General features: G+C 45.0%; 21 protein-coding genes. 13 read left to right on the top strand and 8 right to left on the bottom strand.

What is annotated here, in order from left to right:
* Positions 1 to 111: 111 nt before the first annotated feature.
* Positions 112 to 1,257 (bottom strand): Na/Pi symporter, encoded by a 1,146-nt coding sequence (locus FR741_RS12730; RefSeq protein WP_031780616.1) that lies wholly within the window; start codon positions 1,255 to 1,257, stop codon positions 112 to 114.
* Positions 1,258 to 1,643: 386 nt separating this feature from the next.
* Here FR741_RS12730 and nhaR point away from each other — a divergent pair, with 386 nt between their 5' ends.
* Together nhaR and FR741_RS12720 are read left to right on the top strand one after the other, a co-directional pair.
* The gene (nhaR, locus tag FR741_RS12725) at positions 1,644 to 2,534 is read left to right on the top strand and encodes a transcriptional activator NhaR (protein ID WP_005381942.1); all 891 of its coding nucleotides are present in this window, start codon (positions 1,644 to 1,646) and stop codon (positions 2,532 to 2,534) included.
* 289 nt (positions 2,535 to 2,823) lie between these two features.
* Complete coding sequence (locus tag FR741_RS12720) at positions 2,824 to 3,126, top strand: ArsR/SmtB family transcription factor (protein WP_005397309.1); 303 nt, start codon at positions 2,824 to 2,826, stop codon at positions 3,124 to 3,126.
* A gap of 306 nt (positions 3,127 to 3,432) precedes the next feature.
* On the opposite strand, the gene rpsT is transcribed toward FR741_RS12720, so the two are convergent.
* Positions 3,433 to 3,693 (bottom strand): 30S ribosomal protein S20, encoded by a 261-nt coding sequence (gene rpsT, locus FR741_RS12715; RefSeq protein ID WP_005381938.1) that lies wholly within the window; start codon positions 3,691 to 3,693, stop codon positions 3,433 to 3,435.
* Positions 3,694 to 3,998: 305 nt separating this feature from the next.
* Here rpsT and murJ point away from each other — a divergent pair, with 305 nt between their 5' ends.
* From murJ to ispH, 6 genes are all read left to right on the top strand, one after another.
* Entirely contained in the window at positions 3,999 to 5,561 is a 1,563-nt protein-coding gene (murJ, locus tag FR741_RS12710; protein ID WP_046873949.1) for a murein biosynthesis integral membrane protein MurJ, read from the top strand.
* 70 nt (positions 5,562 to 5,631) lie between these two features.
* Entirely contained in the window at positions 5,632 to 6,567 is a 936-nt protein-coding gene (gene ribF / locus FR741_RS12705) for a bifunctional riboflavin kinase/FAD synthetase (protein WP_046873948.1), read from the top strand.
* A 64-nt stretch (positions 6,568 to 6,631) separates the two neighbouring features.
* Positions 6,632 to 9,460, top strand: a complete 2,829-nt coding sequence (ileS, locus tag FR741_RS12700; RefSeq protein ID WP_167426875.1) for an isoleucine--tRNA ligase — start codon at positions 6,632 to 6,634, stop codon at positions 9,458 to 9,460.
* 73 nt (positions 9,461 to 9,533) lie between these two features.
* Positions 9,534 to 10,043 carry a signal peptidase II gene (gene lspA / locus FR741_RS12695; RefSeq protein ID WP_005397302.1) on the top strand — a complete coding sequence of 170 codons (510 nt, stop codon included), beginning with the start codon at positions 9,534 to 9,536 and terminating at the stop codon, positions 10,041 to 10,043.
* Between the two features lie 156 nt (positions 10,044 to 10,199).
* On the top strand, positions 10,200 to 10,631 hold the full coding sequence (gene fkpB, locus FR741_RS12690) for an FKBP-type peptidyl-prolyl cis-trans isomerase (protein WP_012842130.1): 432 nt from the start codon (positions 10,200 to 10,202) through the stop codon (positions 10,629 to 10,631).
* Positions 10,632 to 10,654: 23 nt separating this feature from the next.
* Complete coding sequence (gene ispH / locus FR741_RS12685; protein WP_047009110.1) at positions 10,655 to 11,620, top strand: 4-hydroxy-3-methylbut-2-enyl diphosphate reductase; 966 nt, start codon at positions 10,655 to 10,657, stop codon at positions 11,618 to 11,620.
* A 46-nt stretch (positions 11,621 to 11,666) separates the two neighbouring features.
* Here ispH and FR741_RS12680 read toward each other — a convergent pair whose 3' ends face one another.
* The 4 genes from FR741_RS12680 to FR741_RS12665 form a co-directional block, all read right to left on the bottom strand.
* Positions 11,667 to 12,140, bottom strand: coding sequence for an arsenate-mycothiol transferase ArsC (locus FR741_RS12680; RefSeq protein ID WP_167426874.1), 474 nt, complete (start codon positions 12,138 to 12,140; stop codon positions 11,667 to 11,669).
* Positions 12,141 to 12,211: 71 nt separating this feature from the next.
* Positions 12,212 to 12,940 (bottom strand): two-component system response regulator BtsR, encoded by a 729-nt coding sequence (gene btsR, locus FR741_RS12675; protein WP_006743107.1) that lies wholly within the window; start codon positions 12,938 to 12,940, stop codon positions 12,212 to 12,214.
* A gap of 31 nt (positions 12,941 to 12,971) precedes the next feature.
* Entirely contained in the window at positions 12,972 to 14,642 is a 1,671-nt protein-coding gene (locus tag FR741_RS12670) for a sensor histidine kinase (protein WP_005397519.1), read from the bottom strand.
* 193 nt (positions 14,643 to 14,835) lie between these two features.
* Entirely contained in the window at positions 14,836 to 16,320 is a 1,485-nt protein-coding gene (locus tag FR741_RS12665; protein ID WP_005381914.1) for a carbon starvation CstA family protein, read from the bottom strand.
* A 280-nt stretch (positions 16,321 to 16,600) separates the two neighbouring features.
* Here FR741_RS12665 and FR741_RS12660 point away from each other — a divergent pair, with 280 nt between their 5' ends.
* Positions 16,601 to 16,942 (top strand): DUF2799 domain-containing protein, encoded by a 342-nt coding sequence (locus tag FR741_RS12660; protein ID WP_012842128.1) that lies wholly within the window; start codon positions 16,601 to 16,603, stop codon positions 16,940 to 16,942.
* A gap of 113 nt (positions 16,943 to 17,055) precedes the next feature.
* Positions 17,056 to 17,328, top strand: coding sequence for a hypothetical protein (locus FR741_RS12655; RefSeq protein ID WP_012842127.1), 273 nt, complete (start codon positions 17,056 to 17,058; stop codon positions 17,326 to 17,328).
* Between the two features lie 51 nt (positions 17,329 to 17,379).
* Here FR741_RS12655 and murQ read toward each other — a convergent pair whose 3' ends face one another.
* Both murQ and FR741_RS12645 read right to left on the bottom strand, forming a co-directional pair.
* Positions 17,380 to 18,309: an N-acetylmuramic acid 6-phosphate etherase gene (gene murQ, locus FR741_RS12650; protein WP_167426873.1), complete on the bottom strand. Its 930-nt coding sequence runs from the start codon at positions 18,307 to 18,309 to the stop codon at positions 17,380 to 17,382.
* Positions 18,310 to 18,345: 36 nt separating this feature from the next.
* On the bottom strand, positions 18,346 to 19,458 hold the full coding sequence (locus FR741_RS12645; protein WP_167426872.1) for an anhydro-N-acetylmuramic acid kinase: 1,113 nt from the start codon (positions 19,456 to 19,458) through the stop codon (positions 18,346 to 18,348).
* 99 nt (positions 19,459 to 19,557) lie between these two features.
* Here FR741_RS12645 and nagZ point away from each other — a divergent pair, with 99 nt between their 5' ends.
* The 3 genes from nagZ (at position 19,558) to tyrA (ending at position 22,973) form a co-directional block, all read left to right on the top strand.
* The gene (gene nagZ / locus FR741_RS12640) at positions 19,558 to 20,541 is read left to right on the top strand and encodes a beta-N-acetylhexosaminidase (protein WP_167426871.1); all 984 of its coding nucleotides are present in this window, start codon (positions 19,558 to 19,560) and stop codon (positions 20,539 to 20,541) included.
* 206 nt (positions 20,542 to 20,747) lie between these two features.
* Positions 20,748 to 21,824 carry a 3-deoxy-7-phosphoheptulonate synthase gene (locus FR741_RS12635; protein WP_005397501.1) on the top strand — a complete coding sequence of 359 codons (1,077 nt, stop codon included), beginning with the start codon at positions 20,748 to 20,750 and terminating at the stop codon, positions 21,822 to 21,824.
* A 21-nt stretch (positions 21,825 to 21,845) separates the two neighbouring features.
* Complete coding sequence (tyrA, locus tag FR741_RS12630; RefSeq protein ID WP_006743113.1) at positions 21,846 to 22,973, top strand: bifunctional chorismate mutase/prephenate dehydrogenase; 1,128 nt, start codon at positions 21,846 to 21,848, stop codon at positions 22,971 to 22,973.
* Positions 22,974 to 23,038 lie beyond the last annotated feature (65 nt).

The following is a 23,038-nucleotide window of genomic DNA, read 5'->3' as shown; positions in this document are numbered from 1 at the left end:
GCTGGTATGGCTCAAATTATCACCAGACAACGAATTTGAACAGCGTCATTAACGCAAAAAAGGCCCCACAATGTGGAGCCTAAACAATAAGCGATGGTATGTAAGTTATTGTTATGTCGTTAGGGCTAAGATCGCGCCTGGTAAAATAACGAATACAGACATTAGGTAGCCACCGACAACAGCTTTGTTCTTGATAGCCATTTCAGAAATCATCTCAGCGCCTTTCACTGGAATTTCACGTAGGAACGGAATACCAAAGATAAACAGCGTTGCCATGATATTAAATACTAGGTGTACCAGAGCGATTTGAAGCGCGAATACCGCAAACTCACCCGATACGGCTGTTGCTGCTAGTAGCGCCGTAATACAAGTACCAATGTTTGCACCTAGCGTGAATGGGTAAATATCACGAACTTTAAGAACGCCTGTACCCACAAGTGGAACCATCAAGCTAGTTGTTGTTGATGAAGATTGTACCAACACAGTCACGATTGAACCCGATACAATACCGTGAATAGGGCCACGACCAATCGCGTTTTTCAAAATTTCACGTGCGCGGCCAACCATTAGGCTCTTCATTAGCTTACCCATTACCGTAATTGCAACGAAGATTGTCGCAATACCCAAAACGATAAGCATAATGCCACCAACAGTATCACCGAATGTTGAAAGTGGCTCTTTAATTGCACCCACAACTGGTTTTGTTATTGGCTTAATGAAGTTGAAGCCTTTAATGCTCATATCGCCAGTAGCAAGTAGTGGAGAAACAAGCCAATGAGAAACTTTCTCTAAAATGCCGAACATCATTTCCAACGGAAGGAAAATAGCAACAGCAAGTAAGTTGAAGAAGTCGTGAATAGTTGCGCTTGCAAATGCACGTTTGAACTCTTCTTTACAACGTACGTGACCAAGAGAAACAAGCGTATTGGTCACTGTGGTACCAATATTGGCACCCATCACCATTGGAATCGCGGTTTCTACTGGTAAGCCACCTGCAACTAAACCTACAATAATAGACGTTACAGTACTTGAGGACTGAATTAAGGCTGTTGCCACCAAGCCGATCATTAGACCTGCAACAGGGTGAGCGGCAAACTCAAATAGCACCTTAGCTTGATCGCCAGTTGCCCATTTGAAGCCACTACCAACCATAGATACTGCTAGAAGAAGCAGATACAACATGAATGCCAAGTTAGCCCAGCGTAACCAACGAGCAGTGCTCGAAATTGGCGCCACTGTTGAAGTAGCTTGGTTCATCATAATTTTCTCCGTTGACCTTTCAGTTCATTTTTCGGTCTGTAGTTGAAACTGCGGGCGATGTTAGAGAACAAATATTTCAGTAATATTACAGATTTCTTGCTGTGAGTAATTTTTATTGTTCTTTTTGATAGTGGTGTGAGTAGGGAAAAATGAAGGTTTTTAACTGTTTGAATTTAATGAATAAATTTTGCTTTCGTTTTGTGTGGTTATTGCGTTTTCTTTAGAAAGAAAATGCGCCTCAGTTCAACTTTTATGACAGTGTTAATTTTATATGTTCGGTAAAACTTATGTTTTTGTAATGTATTGTATGGTTTTGTCGAGTTTATTGTTTGTCTCTGTCACATTTGGTATAAAAAGCATCACTTTCTTTTCGGGACTTGATCATGTCACATCTAAACTACAACCATCTATATTATTTCTGGATGGTGTGCAAACAGGGCTCTGTAACTAAAGCGGCCGATGCGCTTTTCCTGACACCGCAAACCGTGACAGGGCAGATTAAAGCGCTTGAAGAACGCATGAAAGGAAAGTTAACCAAACGAAATGGTCGTACAGTTGAGCCAACTGAGTTAGGGCAACTTGTTTTTAAGTACGCCGACCGAATGTTTGGTTTGAGTTATGAGATGTTAGATATCGTCAATTACAGTCAGCACTCGAACATTCTGTTTGAAGTTGGCGTAGCCGATGCGTTATCTAAACGCTTGGTCAGTAAAGTACTAATGACGACTGTCCCGGAAGATAACAGTATTCATTTACGCTGTTATGAGTCAACCCACGAATTGCTACTTGAACGACTGTCTCAGCACAAGCTGGATATGATCCTCTCGGATTGTCCCGTTGACTCAACTCAAAGCCCTGGCCTTTATAGCAAAAAGCTAGGTGAGAGCAGCATGAGCTTTTTCGCCTCTTCTGAAATTGAAAATGTGCGTTTCCCTGAGATTCTGGAACAGAAAAAGCTTTTGATTCCTGCAAGCCGAACAGCAATGGGGCGTAAGGTTATTCAGTGGTTTGATCGTCAAGGTCTTCAGCCTAATGTGTTGGGAGAATTTGATGATGTTGCGTTGATGAAGGCTTTCGCACGGTATCACGATGATGTAATTTTCTTAGCGCCGACCGTATACATGTCGGAGATTGAGGACGACCGAAATCTACAGCTAATTGGTCATGTCGATGGGTTAAAAGAAGAGTACTACGTGATTTTTGCGGAACGAATGATCCAACACCCAGCGGTAAAAAATGTTTGTGATGCTGATTTCAGTCAAATGTTTGAGTAAACCCGTATCGTTGCGCAAATAAATAGATTACTATCAATAAAAATATAATTCTAAATAATACCTAAGTAACTCAAGATACTTGTTTTAGTGAGCAAAACTATTAATTATTGATGGCGCATCAATTCTTCACTTTGGTGGATAATATTGGTGTATCACTAACAACTAAATTAGAGGTTCTAATAATGAAGACTCTGGAAGTGTATCTTGATTTTCTTAGATATATAAATCAGTGCAACACAACAAGCTGGCCAGGGTTGGAATAAGTAAGTTGTAGCTAGAGGTCCAACACATGAATCTACAAGAAATGGAGCAGAACTCCGCAAAAGCCGTCGTGTTGCTCAAAGCGATGGCAAACGAGAGACGCCTACAAATCCTTTGTATGCTGCATAACCAAGAGCTGTCCGTGGGAGAGCTGTGTGCAAAGTTAGAGCTAAGCCAGTCGGCATTATCTCAGCATCTTGCTTGGCTTCGCCGTGATGAGCTAGTCACGACAAGGAAAGAAGCACAAACCGTGTACTACACATTGAAGAGTGATGAAGTGAAAGCGTTAATAAAAACACTGCATAGTCTTTATTGCGCTGAAAGCGCTTAGCGTTAATTACATATACCTAATATATCGTTCATTTTAGGCTGTGAATCTAACTCGTTGGAATATTTGAGAGTGGCGTTAAACTTTTGATGGTAGAGTTGCTGCGCATCGACCAATTTGCTTTGTTCTCAAGTGTTTTATTGGTGCTTTCCAGTTTGAGCTTTATAAGGTAAATAAGCTGATGCCTTTGAATAGGCGTGCAGAAAAAAGAAAAGCTGGCATTGCCAGCTTTTTTATTAAGAAAATTTTGTAGATATAAAAAAACCGACACAAGGTCGGTTTTTTCTTCACTGTAAAATCAGGACTCTATTAAAGAGCTTTGATTTGTGCAGCGAAACGAGACTTATGGCGAGCTGCTTTATTCTTGTGAATAAGGCCTTTAGTTGCCATGCGGTCTAGGATAGGTGTAACTACAGCGAATGCAGCAGTTGCAGCTTCTTTGTCGCCTGCTTCGATAGCAGCAACAGTTTTCTTCATGTAAGTACGCATCATTGAGCGACGGCTAGCATTGTGCTGACGACGTTTCTCAGCTTGGATAGCGCGCTTCTTAGCAGATTTACTATTTGCCAAGGGTCTAACTCCCAAAAACTTAGTTCTGTGACAATTTAAGGGCGAGGAATATCCCTCATTTGCGCTTAAATGTCAAATGATTTGTGCAAAAACCGATCTAAGCCAAAACAAATTTTGGTAAGAGAGGTTATCGCGGTTAAGATGGCGGGGATTCTAACAGCATTTTTATACCAATGCTAATAATTATCCGCGAAAGGCACACTTATTCCTTACAACCCGCGGATAGATTTTTGACGTCTATTTACAGCACCTGTCAGAGAAACAGTATAGGGTTAGCTGTCTTATGGTGATATTCCGAGGTTACAGTGAGTAAACGACTACTCAAGTCTGGCATGATCGTCAGTGCTATGACATTTATTTCCCGCGTTCTTGGCCTAGTTCGTGATGTTGTAGTGGCAAATTTAATGGGGGCAGGAGCAAGCGCAGACGTCTTTTTCTTCGCCAATAAAATTCCTAATTTTTTACGACGTTTGTTTGCTGAAGGGGCTTTTTCCCAAGCGTTTGTACCTGTTTTAACGGAAAGCCATGCTCAAGGCGACATGGATAAAACTCGGGAACTGATTGCTAGAGCGGCGGGTACGTTAGGGGTGATAGTCTCTATTGTTACCATTTTAGGTGTCCTAGGCTCCGGCGTGGTCACTGCAGTGTTTGGTTTTGGTTGGTTCCTTGACTGGATGCATGGTGGCCCGGCTGCAGCAAAGTTTGAGCTTGCTAGCGTGATGCTCAAAATCACTTTTCCCTATTTATGGTTCATTACCTTCGTCGCTCTATCGGGCGCTATCCTCAATACATTAGGTAAATTTGCTGTCTCCTCCTTTACCCCTGTTTTCCTCAATGTGATGATTATTTTGGCGGCGTGGTTTATCTCGCCGCAAATGGAAATGCCAGAAATAGGGCTTTCCATTGGTGTTTTCTTAGGTGGTTTGGTCCAGTTCTTATTCCAAATTCCCTTCCTTATTAAAGCTGGCGTCATGGTTAAGCCAAAATGGGGCTGGCGCGATCCGGGTGTGGTAAAAATCCGTACTTTGATGATCCCCGCTTTATTTGGTGTATCGGTCAGTCAGATTAACCTGTTGTTTGATACGTTCATCGCCAGTTTTTTGCAAACCGGTTCGATCAGCTGGCTGTATTACTCAGACCGCTTATTGGAATTTCCTTTAGGCCTGTTTGGTATTGCGATTGCGACTGTGATTTTACCCGCGCTTTCACGTAAACACGTTGACGCACAAAGTGAAGGCTTCGCGCAAACCATGGATTGGGGGGTGCGCATGGTGATCTTGCTTGGCCTTCCTGCAATGCTTGGTCTGATGGTACTGGCAAAACCTATGCTGATGGTTCTGTTTATGCGAGGTGAATTTTCTCCTCAAGACGTACATCAAGCATCATTGTCGCTTTTTGCCTACGCTTCAGGTTTGTTGAACTTCATGCTGATTAAGGTGCTCGCGCCAGGTTATTACTCGCGTCAAGATACTAAAACGCCAGTAAAGTACGGCATCATTGCGATGGTGACTAACATGGTGTTTAACGCAATTTTTGCGTACTTTTATGGTTACGTTGGTTTGGCTATTGCGACGGCACTTTCGGCGTTTGTGAATATGGCATTGCTGTATCGTGGTCTACATATCGCAGGGGTATACCAAATCACCAAACGAACCGTCTTCTTTATTATACGTTTGGTTATTGCAGGTGCGGCGATGGTGGCTGCGATCTTATGGCAATTGGAAGACATGTCAGTGTGGCTAGATTGGAGCTTTGCTCACCGCAGCGGTGTACTAGGAATGTTGATCGGTCTAGGAGCCGTGGTTTACCTAGTGGTTCTATTTTTAACGGGTGCACGCTTAAAAGACCTAAAAGCTGGGACAGACTAAGGGTGATTAGTATATAATCCGTCAGTTTCACACAGTGTAAAGTAAAAACAGAGGCAGAAAGCAGTATCCAATGGAACTGATTAGAGGCATTCACAATATCACCCCGCGACATCATGGTTGCGTGCTGACTATTGGCAATTTCGATGGTGTCCATAAAGGCCATCAACAAGTATTGCAGCAAGTGTCTGAGCAAGCGGACAGGCTATCATTGCCTTCTGTTGTGATGACCTTTGAACCTCAGCCGATGGAGCTGTTTGCCAAAGATAAGGCACCTGCACGGTTGACGCGATTACGCGATAAGTTCGTGCAATTGAGTAAGCTCGATATTGATCGCTTGCTCTGCGTCAATTTCAATCGTCATTTTGCAAGTTTAACCGCGGAAGAATTTATCCGTGACTTGTTGGTCGAGCGTTTGGGTGTTAAGTTTCTTGTCGTTGGTGATGATTTCTGCTTTGGCAAAGGCCGTACAGGTAACTTTGCAATGCTGCAGGAAGCAGGGGAAAAGTACGGTTTTGATGTCGTGAGTACCCAGAGCTTTTGTTTACAACAATTACGTGTCAGCAGTACGGCTATCCGTCAAGCGCTGGCGCGTGACGATTTGCATTCCGCGCAACAGATGCTGGGAAGAAACTACAGCATCAGCGGTCGTGTTTCTCACGGAAGAAAGCTGGGAAGAACGATAGGTTTTCCTACTGCGAATATTCCTTTGAAACGCTGTGTTTCTCCGGTCTCCGGAGTCTATGTTGTTCAAGCGCTTGGCTTAGGAAATAAGCCAATTGGTGGTGTCGCTAATATTGGTCAAAGACCGACTGTCAATGGCGTTCGCCAGCAGTTAGAAGTACACTTATTCGACTTTCATGCCAATTTATATGGCAAGCAACTAGAAGTGGAACTTTTGCATAAACTTCGAGATGAGCAAAAGTTTGAGTCGTTTGAAGCACTTAAACAACAAATCGAATTGGATGCTGAAGCAGCAAGGGTGTGGCTGCGTCAGCTTAAGCGTTGAGCGGTTTATTCCACCGTTCAACATAATGTCTAATTTTCGCCCAATATAACGGAATTAAGAATCGATGAGTGAGTATAAAGATACCCTGAACTTACCTGAAACAGGGTTTCCAATGCGCGGCAATCTGGCCAATCGTGAGCCAGAAATGCTTAAGCGTTGGTACAAAGAAGATCTTTACGGTGAAATCCGTAAAGCTAAGAAAGGCAAAAAGTCATTCGTATTGCACGATGGCCCTCCTTACGCAAATGGTGACATTCATATTGGTCACGCACTAAACAAGATTCTTAAAGACATTATTATTAAATCCAAAACACTTTCAGGTTTTGACGCACCTTACATTCCTGGCTGGGATTGCCACGGTCTACCTATTGAATTAATGGTAGAGAAAAAAGTAGGCAAGCCAGGCCAAAAAGTGACGGCAGCAGAATTCCGCGAGAAATGTCGTGAATACGCAGCAGGTCAGGTTGAAGGTCAGAAAGAGAGCTTCAAACGCCTTGGTATCATGGGTGAGTGGGACAAGCCATACCGCACTATGGATTTCGCAACTGAAGCAAACATTATTCGTGCTCTTGGTAAGATCGCAAGCAATGGTCACCTGCTAAAAGGTTTCAAACCTGTTCACTGGTGTACAGACTGTGGTTCTGCTCTTGCTGAAGCGGAAGTAGAATACAAAGATAAAGTATCGCCATCTATCGACGTTCGTTTTAAAGCGGCTGACGAAGCTGCGCTTCTGTCTAAGTTTGAGCTGACTGAAGGCCATGAAGGTAAAGGCGATATCTCTATTGTCATCTGGACGACAACACCTTGGACGCTTCCTGCGAACCGTGCTGTGTGTCTACGTGATGACCTTGAGTATGTACTTATCCAAGTTGAAGGTGAGCAACCTGAACGTATCATCGTTGCTGCTGAGTTAGCGAAAGACGTAATGGACCGTGCGGGTATCGAGCACTTCCACAATCTTGGCTTTGCTAAAGGTGCGGATCTAGAGCTTTCTCAATTCCAACACCCATTCTACGATTTCACTGTACCGGCGATCCTAGGTGATCACGTTACGACTGATTCAGGTACTGGTGTTGTTCACACTGCTCCTGGTCACGGTCAAGAAGACTTCGCGGTTGGTAACAAGTACAACCTAGAAGTAGCAAACCCAGTTGGCTCAAACGGTGTTTACCTACCAGATACAGAGCTATTTGCTGGTCAGCACGTATTTAAAGCGAACGATGCGGTAGTAGAAGTACTGAAAGAAAAAGGTGCACTACTACACCACCACGCTTACGAGCACAGCTACCCACACTGTTGGCGTCATAAGACTCCAATCATCTTCCGTGCTACACCTCAATGGTTCGTTTCTATGGACCAAGCTGGCCTACGTGCTAAAGCACTAGAGTCAATCAAGAACGTAGAGTGGATGCCTGAGTGGGGTCAAAGCCGCATCGAAGGTATGATCGAAGGTCGCCCTGAGTGGTGTATCTCTCGTCAACGTACTTGGGGTGTGCCAATTGCTCTGTTTGTTCATAAAGAAACAGCAGAACTTCATCCAAACACGCTAGAGCTGATCGAGAAAGTCGCTAAGCTGGTTGAAGAGAAAGGCATCCAAGCATGGTGGGATGTAGATGCCGCTGAACTACTCGGTGCTGACGCTGACCAATACGAAAAAGTACTCGATACGCTAGACGTATGGTTCGATTCAGGTGTCACTCACTTCTCCGTTGTTGATGCTCGTGAAGAGTACAACGGCAACAGTGCAGACCTATACTTAGAAGGTTCTGACCAACACCGTGGTTGGTTCCAGTCTTCTCTAATTTCATCTATCGCGATGAAAGACGAAGCGCCTTACAAACAAGTACTGACACACGGTTTCGTGGTTGATGGTCAGGGTCGTAAGATGTCTAAATCTATCGGTAACGTGGTTGCGCCAAAAGACGTAACTAACAAGCTAGGTGCTGACATTCTTCGTCTATGGGTTGCTTCAACAGACTACACTGGTGAAGTTGCGGTTTCTGATGAAATCCTAAAACGTAGCGCAGATGCTTACCGTCGTATCCGTAACACAGCGCGTTTCTTCCTTGCTAACCTAAGCGGCTTCAACCCTGAAACAGACATCGTTCCTGTTGAAGAGATGGTTGCGCTAGATCGCTGGGCAGTTGGTCGTGCGCTAGCAGCACAAGAAGAGATTGTTAAAGCATACGAAGAGTACAACACACACGGTGTGACTCAGCGTCTAATGCAATTCTGTTCGATCGAAATGGGCTCTTTCTACCTAGACGTAATTAAAGACCGTCAGTACACAGCAAAACGTGGCGGCAACGCTCAACGTAGCTGCCAGACTGCACTTTACTACATCGTAGAAGCGCTAGTTCGTTGGATGGCGCCAATCATGTCGTTCACTGCAGATGAAATCTGGAACGAAATGCCAGGCGAGCGCGACAAGTTCGTATTCACTGGTGAGTGGTTCGACGGTCTATTCGGCCTTGCTGAAGGTGAAGAGCTGAACAATGAATTCTGGGCTGAGATCCAAGCGGTTCGTGGTGCAGTAAACAAACTTCTAGAAGATGCGCGTAAAGAGAAAACCATCGGTGGTGCACTACAAGCTGAAGTGACTCTATTTGCTGATGACGCTTTAGCGGCGAAGATCAACAAACTTGAAGATGAACTGCGCTTTGTTCTACTAACCTCTGCGGCGAAAGTTAAGCCTCTAGGTGAGAAGACTGATGCAGCACAAGCCACGGATATCGAAGGCTTGTTTGTTGAAGTAGCAGCAGCTGAAGGCGAGAAGTGTGATCGTTGTTGGCACCACACGCCAGACGTAGGCACAATTGAAGGTCACGAGAAAATCTGTGGTCGTTGTGTGTCTAACGTAGAAGGCGAAGGTGAAGTACGTAAATTCGCGTAATTGCCTAGAACGACTGAACTTTTTTTAAAATTAACAGCCCCAGTATTTACTGGGGCTGTTTGTAGGTAAAGTAATGAGTGAAAAAGCACTGTCTTTAAAGCAATCTGGTATTCGCTGGTTATGGTTAGCGGTGGTTATCTTTTTAGCTGATATTGGCATTAAGTATGTTGTAATGAACAACATGGGATATGGCTGGGCAAACCGCATAGAAATTTTGCCATTCTTTAATCTTTTGTACGTGCATAACTATGGCGCTGCTTTTAGCTTTTTGAGTGATCAAGCGGGCTGGCAACGTTGGTTATTTACAGGTATTGCTTTTATCGTTACGGGTCTTTTGACTTACTGGATGAGCAAACTACCAGCGAAAGAGAAATGGAATAATATTGCTTATGCCATGATTATTGGTGGCGCAGTAGGCAACGTATTCGACCGAGTAATACATGGGTTTGTCGTGGATTATTTGGACTTTTTCTGGGGTAATTATCACTGGCCAGCGTTCAACCTTGCAGACATGGCGATCTGTATTGGTGCCGCGATGATTATTCTTGACGGCTTTCGAAAGAAAGACGAGGCGAAAGCCTAAGTAGTGGCAGTGTATATTGCGAAAAGTTGAATAACCCTAAGCGTCGCCCGTTGATTCGAGCGACGCTTTTTATTATGTTGGAGCGCCAATCAGCATATCAATGTATAAAAAGACCAAGCTGACAGCGTAATAACCCAAGAACAAGGAAGCAGTAACGTGACAACAATAACCAATGAATCTGTAGTAACCCTTCACTTTACGATTAAAATGAAAGACGGATCGGTTGCGGATAGTACTCATAACATGGGTAAACCAGCGAAATTTGTTATGGGTGATGGCAGCTTGAGTGAAAACTTTGAGCAGTGCTTGATAGGCCTCGAAACAGGCGCACAAAAAGCGATTGAGCTAAAAGCAGAAGACGCGTTTGGCATGCCAAATCCAGACCATGTACACCATATGGATCGCACTAAGTTTGTAGGTGATGCAGAAGTAGAAGTGGGTACAATCATGGCGTTCAGTGGTCCTGATGGTATGGAAATCCCGGGCATTATTACAGAGATTGCTGGCGATTCAGTCACTGTGGACTTCAACCATCCTCTAGCGGGACAAGACGTGACTTTCGAAGTTGAAATTTTGTCAGTAGAATAGCGAACCCAATAAAGATAATTTCCATGAGCAATGAAATGAAAATCCTATTAGCTAACCCACGCGGCTTTTGTGCTGGTGTAGACCGTGCGATTAGCATCGTAGAGCGTGCGCTAGAGATGTATCAGCCACCGATTTATGTTCGTCATGAGGTGGTGCATAACCGTTTTGTGGTTGAAGGGCTAAAGCAACGTGGCGCTGTCTTCGTTGAAGAGCTGCATGAAGTGCCAGACAACAACATTGTAATTTTTTCTGCTCATGGTGTATCGCAGGCGGTTCGTCAGGAAGCCAAGCAGCGAGATTTGACGGTATTTGACGCGACTTGCCCGTTGGTAACCAAAGTGCATATGGAAGTGGCGCGAGCAAGCCGCCGCAATATGGAAGTGGTTCTGATTGGTCACGCAGGTCACCCTGAAGTGGAAGGCACAATGGGGCAGTACGCGAGTGAAACCGGTGGTATGTACTTGGTTGAAACCCCGGCCGATGTTGAGAAACTGAAGTCGATTGTGAAAGATCCATCTGATCTTCATTACGTAAGCCAAACGACACTTTCTGTAGATGAAACTGCCGATGTTATCGAAGAGCTACGCCGCGTCTTCCCAGATATCCAAGGACCACGTAAAGACGATATCTGTTACGCGACACAAAACCGCCAAGATGCCGTACGTGAATTAGCGGGTGACGTAGATGTGATGGTTGTTGTGGGTTCAAAAAACTCATCAAACTCTACACGCCTTAAAGAGCTAGCTGAAAAGCTAGGGACACCAGGCTACTTAACCGACTGTCCGGAAGATATCAAACCTGAATGGTTCGAAGGCAAAACGAAAGTAGGTGTGACTGCGGGGGCATCTGCTCCGGAAGAGCTCGTTAATCAGATTCTAGAGCGAATCAAAGAACTAGTCGGTGCCGAAGCGGTCGATGAAGTACTTGGTCGTGAAGAGAATATGTTCTTTGAAGTACCCAAAGAACTGCAAATCAAGCAAGTGGATTAATCTCCATTTATCGAATATTAAAAAGGCGACCAGTGGGTCGCCTTTTTTACATCTCACTCAGTTCATTTAGGTAATCACGAATTTGGTCTTTCCCTAAACCATCGATAATCATATCGGACATCTTCGTGATTCTTCGCTCAAGCAACTGAGCAACCCTTTCGCAATGTGCGTACATGTCTTCATCAGAACCTTCAGTCGGAAAGGCATCGACTTGCCAGTTTACTCGAACGCCACCCGCAAGCCACTGAGGAGCTGCCTCTTGATGTAAAGAGTCACAGAGAATAATAACGATGTCAGGAAGAAACTGAGTTCGCTCTTCCCATGAGTGGGTGTGGATATGTGGAATGGGAAGTTGGTGGTCATCTAAATATTTTTGCACCACCGGGTGAACTGTGCCTGTGGGATGAGACCCACCGCTGGCGACACTAAAATCTGCTGGCAGGATATGGGTTGCGATCGACTCAGCGAGCACACTTCGTCCAGCATTGTGCTTACATATGAACAAAACTTTATACATCATCGCCTCGTCTTTTCGGAGCGTCTTATTTATACGCTAGCGGAAACTCAGCGGTGATGTGTGAACTTTTTGTGTTAGTGGCTAATGCCCAGCATCTCTTTGAGCACTTTAAGGTAGCGGCGGCTTACTGGTATCTCAAAGCCAGTTTTGGTGATGATTTCTGCTAATCCGTTTTCGAGTAATTTGATTTCGCTGATGGCCTTAATGCTGACTAAGTATTGGCGATGACAGCGTACCAGTGGGGTTTTCTCTTCTAGCGTTTTTAATGTCAGTTGAGTGCTCGCGGCTTGGCTGGTGGAGCGTACATGCACGCCGCTGATGTCACTGTATGCACATTCTACCGTGTCGGTGGCCATGATAACGATACGGTTGTGCCCGATGCACGGAATCTGATCTAAAGTATCGGGCGTAATAGCAGACAGCTGTTGAGTTAGGGCGGATTGACTAATGACTTTATTTAGCCGTTTGACCGTTTTGGTTAAACGGCATGGGTCGACAGGTTTGAGCAAGTAATCAAAGGCATTGTCTTCAAATGCTTGAATTGCATACTGGTCGTAAGCCGTGACAAAAACCACATAAGGCATGGTTTCTGGATCAAGCATTCCAAGTAGTTCAATCCCAGTAACTTGAGGCATTTGGATATCGAGAAACACCACATCAGGTTTGAGCTCATTGATTTTTTTTAGACCAAGGATCGCGTTTGAGGCATTGCCCACCACTTCAACTTGGCCTGTTTCATCCAATAACTCTGTCAGCTCTTCACGAGCAAACTGTTCATCATCAATGACGAGTGCGGTTAACATCCAACATTACCTTTATTGCTTCAGAGTGCTTTTATGATTTTGGGGGAATGATAAAGCTCATTTTAGTAAATTGATGTGGCTCGCACGTAATTTTTAGCGATGCATCACGCCCAAATTGATTAGTGAGACGTTTGTCGACAATTTCTAAACCTAGCCCGGAGTGGTTTTCTTTTGGCGGTTCAAAACTGCCTGCATTGTCTTCGACGGTAATCAAATGACCTTGTGGGTGTGCTTCGCTGTATATATGAACTTTACCACCTTCAAGCATGTTTGAAATGCCGTGTTTAATGGCATTCTCAACCAAAGGCTGGAGTGTAAAGCTTGGCAATTTGATGTCCAGCAATTCAGGTTGAATATCGATTTCAACCTCTAAGCGGTCCGTAAAACGAGCTTTTTCGATGCTCAAGTACGAGTTCACATGTGCAAGTTCTTCCTTTAGCGTCACGGTATTAATGTTCTGCTTTAAATTGCTGCGGAAGAAGTGCGATAAATTTTGGATTAGCTCGCGCGCTTTGTCAGGATCACGACGAGTAATCGCACTAATAGTATTGAGTGCATTAAACAAAAAGTGTGGATTCACCTGAGCGTGAAGCAGTTTGATTTCTGCTTGAGCGAGTAAGGCTTGTTGTTGTTGGTAATCGCCATACAGGATTTGGCTAGAGAGAAGCTGAGCTATCCCTTCCGCCATTGACATGTTGGCCGTGGAGAACAATTTACGCTTCGGTTCATACAGCTTTATGGTACCAATGACCTCTTTTCCCGCACGTAGTGGGATGATCAGCGCGGAGCCAAGTTTGCAGTCTTTTGCGATGGAACATTGGTATGGACGTTCTGCGCCATCAAGATAAATGATGTCGTTTTTCTCCATGGAATCCAATGTGCTTTGCGATGAAATCGGCGTGTTCGGTTTATGGTGATCATCGCCAATGCCCACAAACGCTAAGATTTTTTCTTGGTCGGTAATCGCGACAGCGCCCACTTTGGTTTCTTCGTAAATAATACGTGCGATTTTCTCTGCGTTTTCGGTGTTGAAGCCGTTGCTTAGAATTCCCACTGAGCGATCAGCAATGGTGAGTGCTCGACGCGAAAACGTCGCAGAAAACTTTTCAAAGATCGCTTTTCTGTCTTGCAGGATACTCATGAACAACGCCGCACCAAATGAGTTTGCGATGATCATAGGTGCTGCAATGGCGGACACCAGTTCATAGGCTTGATCAAAAGGTTTCGCGACGGCGAGCAGCAAAATCATTTGCACCACTTCTGCAACAAACGTGACGCTGAATACAACGCTTGGATTAAACAGCAATGCGCCTTTATTTCGCTTGATAAGATAAACGTGGAGCAAGCCACCAATTACGCCCTCGGCGGTGGTTGAAATTGCGCAGGCGAGGTCAGTAAAGCCACCAAGAGAGTATCGATGGATGCCACCAGTAAATCCGACGGCGAAACCTACCACTGGGCCACCAAACAGCCCGCCCATAACCGCGCCGATCGCACGAGTATTGGCAATAGCGTCGTTGATATGCAGACCGAAATAGGTGCCGAGAATACAAAAGCCAGAGAAAAGTACGTAACAAATTAGGCGGTGGCTTAAGCGCGAAGAAATACTCAGCAAAGGTAAGATGATTGGCGTTTTACTTAGCATGTAAGCCAAAACTAAGTAAACACACATCTGTTGTAAAAGGGAAACGACCAGTTCCATAGTGAACCTAACCTAGAATCAATGTTGTTATTGTATACCTAAGTTACCTCAAGATGCTTGGCTCAGATAAATAAGAACAGCTAAGTAAATGACGCTGCGCTCCGAGTTCTGAATCTTAAAGTGACTTGGGTATAAAACAAAAAGAGCCTGCAATTGGCAGGCTCTTATCTTAGTCACTCGGATGTGACGAGTATTACGCTGTTTCTGACACGGCTTGTGGTTTCTCTTCGTCAGCCAGTTCAGTTTCACCTTTACCCTTAGAGGTTTTGATAACGTAACCAGTCACTGCTAGGGCAAACACAATACCGACGATAGTTGATAGTTGCATTGGCAGGCCAAAACCTAGCGAGCTGTTGTTTAAGATGAACGTGACACATACCGTGGTCATGAAGATAGCAGGGATAGTGGTAATCCAGTGCAGCTTGTTGTGACGTAGTAGGTAAGCGGACGCAGTCCAAAGCATCATTACTGCTGTTGTTTGGTTAGCAAAACCGAAGTAGCGCCAGATAATACCGAAGTCTACTTGAGTTAAGATACCGCCGATAACGAACAGTGGAAGTGCCATCAGTAGACGGTTACGTAGCGTCTTTTGTTCCATGTTGAAGTATTCAGCAAGGATCAGACGGCTTGAACGGAATGCTGTATCGCCAGACGTAATTGGTAGGATAACCACACCTAGGAACGCAAGGATACCACCGAACACACCAAGCAGACCAAATGATGCGCTGTATACCACGTTACCAGGACCACCGTTTTTCACAGCTTCTGATAGTGCGTCTAGAGAGCCGAAGAAAGACAGAGCGATAGCACACCAGATTAGCGCGATAACACCTTCACCAATCATTGCTCCGTAGAAGACGAAACGACCGTTTTTCTCGTTTTCCATACAACGTGCCATCAGTGGAGACTGAGTCGCGTGGAAGCCAGAGATCGCGCCACATGCGATAGTGATGAACAGTGCTGGCCATAGTGGCATATCATTTGGGTTAAGGTTCGAGAACATGTCTGAAACTTGGAAGTCACCCATTACTGTGTGTTCGCTAGAAAACGCAACGGCTGTCATTAGACCAACAGACATAAAGATAAGTAGAGCGCCAAACAGTGGGTAGAAGCGGCCAATGATTTTATCGACAGGAACAATCGTCGCAATGATGTAGTAAGCGAAGATAGCGATAACCATTGTAGTCATGCTTACGCTCAAGCTTGTTTGATCATTGATGAGGTTAGTAATCATGCCTGCAGGAGCAGAAACGAACACTACGCCAACAAGAAGCAGTAGGACAATGGCAAAAATATTCATAAAGTGTTTTGCGCCATTACCTAGGTAGCGACCCGTGATAGTAGGTACAGATGCGCCGCCGTTACGTACTGAAAGCATGCCAGAGAAGTAATCGTGTACTGCGCCAGCAAAAATACAACCGACAACAATCCAAAGCATTGCCGCTGGACCGTATAGTGCACCCATGATTGGGCCGAAAATTGGACCAACACCAGCGATGTTAAGTAGCTGAACTAGATAAACTTTCTTTGTTGACATTGGAACGAAGTCAACACCGTCCGATTTGGTGTGAGCAGGAGTTTGGCGTTTTTCATTGATGCCGAAAATCTTCTCGACGAAAGCGCCGTAGATGAAGTATCCGCCGATTAGGGCTGCGACACAGGTTAGAAACCACATCATAGCAATTGTCCTTGGTCTTAGTTGGGTAGGGTAATTTTTTAATCTCAGGATGCATGTTATGCGTCACTAGTGTTAAATGCATTCGGTTAGTAGATGAGTGGTCGAATAGAGCACTGAGTGGTCGATATACTGCTTGAGCGGTTTTTAAAAATGGCGAACGGTTGATTGCAGTAGTGAGCGGCTGATTTGAGGCGTCAGTGGTTTAATCTGCAAGCTAAGCGGCAAACGCCAATAATTAGTGGTAAGCTTATTTTTGAAAACAATTACTTAAGGAAGAACCATGAAAAAGGCAACGTTAGGTTTGGCGCTGGCTTTACTTGCAGGATGCGCTGCAACAACGGAAGATCTTGCCAAGTCAGGAGATTGGCATCAGATCGGATATCAAGATGGTGTAGCCGGACATACATCACGCACGATGAGCGAGCTGCGTGAGTTGGGTAGCGTTAAGCAAAGTGACTACGACCAAGGTTATTTAGAGGGCCTACGTGAATACTGTAACCCTGCTTTTGCGTATCAAATGGGGCTATCTGGTCAGTATTATGAAGGGGTTTGTGAGGGTACTGAGCAAGCACAAAAATTCCGTATGGAATGGCAGCGTGGCTGGAATGAGTACTCAAATTAATAGTCAATAAAGCCGCTGTGATACCGTCCGCATAACATAATTGTGGCAAAATTCGACTTATTAAACTATGTTCATATTGCTTGATAGTGAGCACAGAAAAAAGGAATCACATTATGTCAACGCAAATGGCTGGTGGCTGGAGTCCATTTAATGAACTCAAAGCAGAGGATAAAGAAGTATTTGCTAAAGGTATCGAGGGGTTTGTCGGCGTCAAATACTCCCCTTTGGTTGTGGCTACTCAAGTCGTAGCCGGACAAAACTATGCGTTTTTCTGCAATGCAGAAGTTGTCTACCCTGGAGCACAACCATACCCAGCAATGGTTCATATGTTCAGCGACCTTGAAGGTAAAGTCGGTATTACTCACATTGAACGATTGAACTACTAAATTAAGCCATAAAAGGCGCCTGACTTTTAAATAAGTGAGGCGCTTTATTGATTAAGATTGATTCGCTTGATCGATCACGACTTTTCTTAAATATCCTTGTTTGGCTTTCAGTTGCTCAGTCGCGCTTTCTTTATCCAGCCCGGTTAAAATCATCAAAATCGCTAACTTGGCGTCGTAGTCCGTTTCTTTGAGCGCAGTTTTAGCCTCTTGGTTAGTACAATCTGTTGCTTGCATAACAATACGAGCCGCTCTTGCAACTAGCTTTGCATTCGTCGCTTTCACATCTACCATTAAGTTCTGATAACTTTTGCCTAGGCGAATCATGCTTGCGGTAGTGAGCATGTTCAGTACGAGCTTTTGCGCCGTCCCTGATTTTAAGCGAGTGGAGCCCGTTAACGCTTCAGGTCCAACAACGGGGCTGATCGCAATATCGGCAATATCGGAAATCGGAGAGTCAGGGTTACAAGATAGTGCTACAGTGGTGGCACCAAGTTCGTTCGCATACTCTAAGCCACCAATCACGTACGGTGTTCGTCCACTTGCCGCAATACCAACGACGACATCGCGTTGTGTTAGCGCATTCTCTTTAAGATCTTGCTCGCCTAGTGCAGGATCGTCCTCTGCCCCTTCTTTTGCACGGAACATTGCCTCTTTTCCACCCGCAATAATACCAACGACCATCTCAGGATCCGTGCCAAAAGTCGGCGGGCATTCTGAAGCGTCCAAAACGCCAAGTCGACCACTGGTACCCGCACCGATGTAAAACAACCGACCTCCGACCTTAAATGCTTCCGTGATCTTATCAACGGCTTCAGCGATCTCAGGCAACACTTTTTCAACGGCAAGAGGAACGAGTTTGTCCTGTTGGTTGATGCGTTGAACAATATCGAGAGAAGGCAGCAAGTCGATGTCCATGGTGTCTGGATTTCGCCCTTCAGATACCAGATGGGATAAAGCTGCGATAAGTGCATCGTTCGTCATAATGAATTAAGCCTTTTTGTTTAGGATCTATTGCCCTTAATTTTTTGAATAGAGTACACCCAGTGAAGCGAGACGACTTGCCCCCGTAACTTCCGGTAAGTTGCTAGGGAGGCCGTGAATATAGCGCTGCGCAAGCCAAGCAAATGCCATGGCTTCCATGTAGTCACCATCAACGCCTTTTTCTGCCGTTGTCGCAACGTGCCATTGTGGCAATAACTTAGTCAATCGCTGCATTAAAAGTGGGTTTCTTGCTCCACCGCCACAGACCAATAGTTGAGGCGTGATGCCATGAGAAAACTTGTCGACTTCGTTGGCAATGGTAATCGCAGAGTATTCGCAGAGTGTACGCTGTACGTCTTCGGTTGGTAAATTGTTATGAGCCAGTTGCTGATGCAGCCAGTCAATATTGAACAGTTCTCGCCCGGTACTTTTAGGTGCTGGCATGGCGAGGTAAGCTTCTTTAAGTAATTGAGTCAACAAAGTAGCGTTTACCGTTCCTTTCAGTGCAAATTGTGCATCTTTGTCGAAGCTTTGCCCAGTGTGCAGCGCACACCACGCGTCCATCAACATGTTGCCCGGGCCTGTGTCATAGCCAATGATTGGTTGCTCGGGATGCAGTACAGAGATGTTGGCAATGCCTCCAATGTTAAGCACCACAGTTGTGGAGTCCTGCATCGCAAAAATGCTTTTATGGAAAGCAGGGACGAGTGGGGCACCTTGACCACCTAGCGCCATATCTTTACGTCGAAAATCTGCAACCGTATCAATCCCTGTTTTCACTGCGATGATGTTGGCATCACCCAACTGAGTGGTAAAGGGTAACTCTCCAGTAGGTTGGTGGAATACCGTTTGACCGTGATTACCAATCGCACGAATTTGTTCCGCGACGTAGCCAGACTTATTGAGCAGCTGTAAAACGGCGTCAGCGAAGAGGTGGCCAAGTTGGTGATCCAATTCACCTATGGCTTTTAAATTTGTGGCTTGACCGGTACAAACAGATAACAGCATTTCTTTCAGTGCCGTGGGCATTGGGTAATCGTCGTGCGCAACCAGACGAACGTGCTCATCACTTATTTCAACCAGAGCGGTATCAACGCCGTCCATACTCGTTCCAGACATCACACCAATGTACAGTTCGTTAAATTTCATAGCCGATCTCGTCAATTCTTCATTCACTTATTGTAAAGCAAATCTGAAGCGAATAACCTCATCGAATACGAGATATTCAGCCGATTTTGAGGAGAAAACATGGGACCGTTATGGGTTGACGTCGCGGGTTATGAACTGACCGCTGAAGACAAAGAAATTCTGGAACATCCTACGGTTGGTGGCTTAATTCTATTTGCTCGCAACTATCATGATAGTGAACAGCTTCAAGCACTTACTCAATCAATCCGCAAGGCAGCCAAGCGCCCGATTTTGATCGGTGTGGATCAAGAAGGGGGGCGAGTACAACGCTTCCGTGAAGGTTTCTCGTTGATCCCTGCAGCCGAAGAATACGCCAAACATCAAAATGGTGAAGAGTTAGCACGTATGGGTGGTTGGCTAATGGCAGCGGAGTTGATAGCACACGACATTGATTTAAGCTTTGCACCAGTGCTCGATAAAGGTCATCAATGTAAAGCGATCGGTAACCGAGCATTTGGCGAAGATGCCGATACCATTCTTCTATTTAGCACCGCTTACATGCAGGGTATGAAGAGCGTTGGAATGGCAACAACAGGCAAACACTTCCCGGGTCACGGTGGTGTGATTGCAGACTCACATCTAGAAACACCATACGACGAGCGCAGTGATATTTTTGAACAAGATATGGCGATCTTCAAAGCGCAAATTGATGCCGGTATTTTAGATGCCATGATGCCTGCTCACGTGATTTTTCCGAACTACGACTCTCAGCCAGCGAGTGGTTCAGAATACTGGTTGAAACAAGTTTTGCGACAGCAACTCGGTTTTAAAGGCTTGGTTTTCTCCGATGATCTGACGATGGAAGGCGCTGCAATCATGGGTAGTCCTGCCGAGCGTGGGGCTCAAGCCTTGAAAGCCGGTTGCGATATGCTATTGATGTGTAATAAGCGTGAAGCACACATTGAGGTGTTGGATAACTTGCCAGTATCAACAGTGCCACTGGCGGATGCGTTACTGAAAAAACAGTCGTTTTCTCTAAGCGATCTCAAGTTATCTCAAGAGTGGAAAGCGGCGAGTGAAGCGATGAAACGCTTGACCAGCTAAACCTCTTGTAAAAGATTCAAAACACCGATTAGAAGCCAAAGTTAATTATACTTTGGCTTTTCATTTGGTGTAAATAATAATTTACACCAAATGTTTTTTATTATGTACGCTTGTTTTTCTTTTTTAGCCTGTTATCTTGTCGTTAAAGCTTAGTTGTCTCACCAAGGATTTGGTTGGGTGTAAAAATAAATATACAGGTTAGAGTTATGCAGAAAAGTGAGTTGAGCAATATTAATATTAGCGAAGAGCAGGTTCTTATTACCCCAGAGGAGCTAAAAACCAAGCTTCCTTTGAGTGAAAAAGCGCGCCGCTTTATTCAAGAGTCTCGCCAAACTATCGCTAATATTATTCATAAAAAGGATCATCGCCTGCTGGTTGTATGTGGTCCATGTTCTATCCACGACGTGGAAGCGGCGAAGGATTACGCAAAACGTCTTAAAGCGCTCTCTGAACAACTAAGTGACCAACTGTATATTGTTATGCGTGTTTACTTTGAAAAACCACGCACCACGGTCGGCTGGAAAGGGCTGATTAACGATCCGCACCTCGATGGCAGCTTCGATATTGAACATGGTCTGCATGTTGGACGCGAACTGCTAGTGGAATTGGCAGAGATGGAAATCCCGCTCGCGACTGAAGCTCTGGACCCAATTAGCCCACAATACTTGGCGGATACTTTTAGTTGGGCTGCGATCGGCGCACGTACTACGGAGTCACAAACTCACCGTGAAATGGCAAGTGGCCTGTCTATGCCAATCGGTTTTAAAAATGGCACGGATGGCAGTTTGGCAACCGCAATCAATGCGATGCAAGCTGCGTCTTCTAGCCACCGTTTTATGGGAATTAACCGTGAGGGACAAGTAGCGCTATTGACCACTCAGGGTAATGCTAATGGGCATGTGATCTTACGTGGCGGCAAGCAAACTAACTACGACTCAGTGTCAGTTACTGAGTGTGAGCAAGAAATGGCGAAATCTGGCCTTGATGCATCATTAATGGTGGATTGTAGTCACGCCAACTCACGTAAAGATTACCGTCGCCAGCCATTAGTCGCAGAAGATGTTATTCACCAAATCCGTGAAGGTAATAAGTCCATTATCGGCCTTATGATTGAAAGCCATATCAATGAAGGAAATCAATCTTCTGACTTAGCTCTCGAAGAAATGAAATACGGTGTATCTATCACTGACGCATGTATCAATTGGGATTCAACTGAGGCACTATTACGTCATGCACATGAAGAGCTAGTGCCTTTCTTAGAAAATCGTCTAAAGGCTAATTAATACAGGATTTAAGGAACATCAATGGCAGTTGAACTTAACGCATTGCGCGATCAGATTGATGCAGTCGACAAGCAAATGTTGGAGCTATTAGCTCAGCGTTTGGCGCTCGTAGAGAAAGTTGGGGAAGTAAAAAGCGAACATGGTTTGCCTATTTATGCCCCTGATCGTGAAGCGGCGATGCTGGCTTCTCGCCGAGCAGAAGCTGAGAAAATGGGAATTCCTCCACAGCTTATTGAAGATATTCTGCGTCGTACCATGCGTGAGTCTTATGCCAGTGAAAAAGACTCCGGTTTTAAGTGTTTGAACCCTGAATTACGCTCAGTGGTCATTATTGGTGGTAATGGCCAGTTAGGCGGCCTGTTTGGGCGTATGTTTAAGTTATCTGGTTATCAAGTCAAAGTGCTTGGTAGCAAAGACTGGGATCGTGCGGATGACATCCTAAAAGATGCGGGCTTGGTGGTGGTTACTGTGCCAATTCACCTAACAGAAGGTGTGATTGAAAAGCTAGGTAATCTGCCACAAGACTGTATTCTGTGTGACCTGACTTCTATAAAATCTAAGCCACTGCAAGCAATGTTGAATGTGCACCAAGGACCGGTGGTTGGTTTACACCCAATGTTTGGCCCAGATGTGCCGAGCCTTGCCAAGCAGGTGATTGTGTACTGTGATGGGCGTGGAAATGATCAATACCAATGGTTGCTGCAACAGTTTGGTATTTGGGGCGCGAGCTTGTGCCAGATTGATGCGCAAGAGCACGATCATGGCATGACGTTAATCCAAGCGCTGCGTCACTTCACCTCATTTGCTTACGGCATGCATCTAAGCAAAGAGAACCCGAACATTGAGCAACTGTTAAAGTTGAGCTCACCGATCTACCGCCTGGAGTTGGCGATGGTAGGGCGTCTGTTTGGTCAGGATCCAAACCTCTACGGTGACATTATTCTCTCATCGCAAGAAAACATCGACATGATTAAGCGATTCCACCAACGCTTCGGCGAAGCACTTGCGATTTTGGATAGCAAAGATAAAGCCAAATTTGTCGAAAGCTTTGAGCAGGTGAGTGAGTGGTTTGGTGATTATTCACAACAATTTATGAATGAGAGCCAAAACTTACTCAAACAGGCGAATGATAATATTCATCGCGGTTAATCGCTGGTTATCTATCCGTGTGGAGCCCGAAACGAAAAGAGCAGCTTACGCTGCTCTTTTTTGTG

The organism is Vibrio diabolicus, assembly GCF_011801455.1.
In the GTDB taxonomy this organism is placed as follows: Bacteria; Pseudomonadota; Gammaproteobacteria; order Enterobacterales; family Vibrionaceae; genus Vibrio; species Vibrio diabolicus.
Note: the sequence above shows the minus strand (reverse complement) of the source record. Positions and strands in the feature narration are given on the sequence as shown.

Bases quoted from the DNA above. Each gene is read 5' to 3' on its own strand.
- FR741_RS12730 (WP_031780616.1), bottom strand. From the start codon at position 1,257: ATGAACCAAGCTACTTCAACAGTGGCGCCAATTTCGAGCACTGCTCGT.
- nhaR (WP_005381942.1), top strand. From the start codon at position 1,644: ATGTCACATCTAAACTACAACCATCTATATTATTTCTGGATGGTGTGC.
- FR741_RS12720 (WP_005397309.1), top strand. From the start codon at position 2,824: ATGAATCTACAAGAAATGGAGCAGAACTCCGCAAAAGCCGTCGTGTTG.
- ribF (WP_046873948.1), top strand. From the start codon at position 5,632: ATGGAACTGATTAGAGGCATTCACAATATCACCCCGCGACATCATGGT.
- ileS (WP_167426875.1), top strand. From the start codon at position 6,632: ATGAGTGAGTATAAAGATACCCTGAACTTACCTGAAACAGGGTTTCCA.
- lspA (WP_005397302.1), top strand. From the start codon at position 9,534: ATGAGTGAAAAAGCACTGTCTTTAAAGCAATCTGGTATTCGCTGGTTA.
- ispH (WP_047009110.1), top strand. From the start codon at position 10,655: ATGAGCAATGAAATGAAAATCCTATTAGCTAACCCACGCGGCTTTTGT.
- FR741_RS12680 (WP_167426874.1), bottom strand. From the start codon at position 12,140: ATGATGTATAAAGTTTTGTTCATATGTAAGCACAATGCTGGACGAAGT.
- btsR (WP_006743107.1), bottom strand. From the start codon at position 12,940: ATGTTAACCGCACTCGTCATTGATGATGAACAGTTTGCTCGTGAAGAG.
- FR741_RS12670 (WP_005397519.1), bottom strand. From the start codon at position 14,642: ATGGAACTGGTCGTTTCCCTTTTACAACAGATGTGTGTTTACTTAGTT.
- FR741_RS12665 (WP_005381914.1), bottom strand. From the start codon at position 16,320: ATGATGTGGTTTCTAACCTGTGTCGCAGCCCTAATCGGCGGATACTTC.
- FR741_RS12660 (WP_012842128.1), top strand. From the start codon at position 16,601: ATGAAAAAGGCAACGTTAGGTTTGGCGCTGGCTTTACTTGCAGGATGC.
- FR741_RS12655 (WP_012842127.1), top strand. From the start codon at position 17,056: ATGTCAACGCAAATGGCTGGTGGCTGGAGTCCATTTAATGAACTCAAA.
- murQ (WP_167426873.1), bottom strand. From the start codon at position 18,309: ATGACGAACGATGCACTTATCGCAGCTTTATCCCATCTGGTATCTGAA.
- FR741_RS12645 (WP_167426872.1), bottom strand. From the start codon at position 19,458: ATGAAATTTAACGAACTGTACATTGGTGTGATGTCTGGAACGAGTATG.
- nagZ (WP_167426871.1), top strand. From the start codon at position 19,558: ATGGGACCGTTATGGGTTGACGTCGCGGGTTATGAACTGACCGCTGAA.
- FR741_RS12635 (WP_005397501.1), top strand. From the start codon at position 20,748: ATGCAGAAAAGTGAGTTGAGCAATATTAATATTAGCGAAGAGCAGGTT.
- tyrA (WP_006743113.1), top strand. From the start codon at position 21,846: ATGGCAGTTGAACTTAACGCATTGCGCGATCAGATTGATGCAGTCGAC.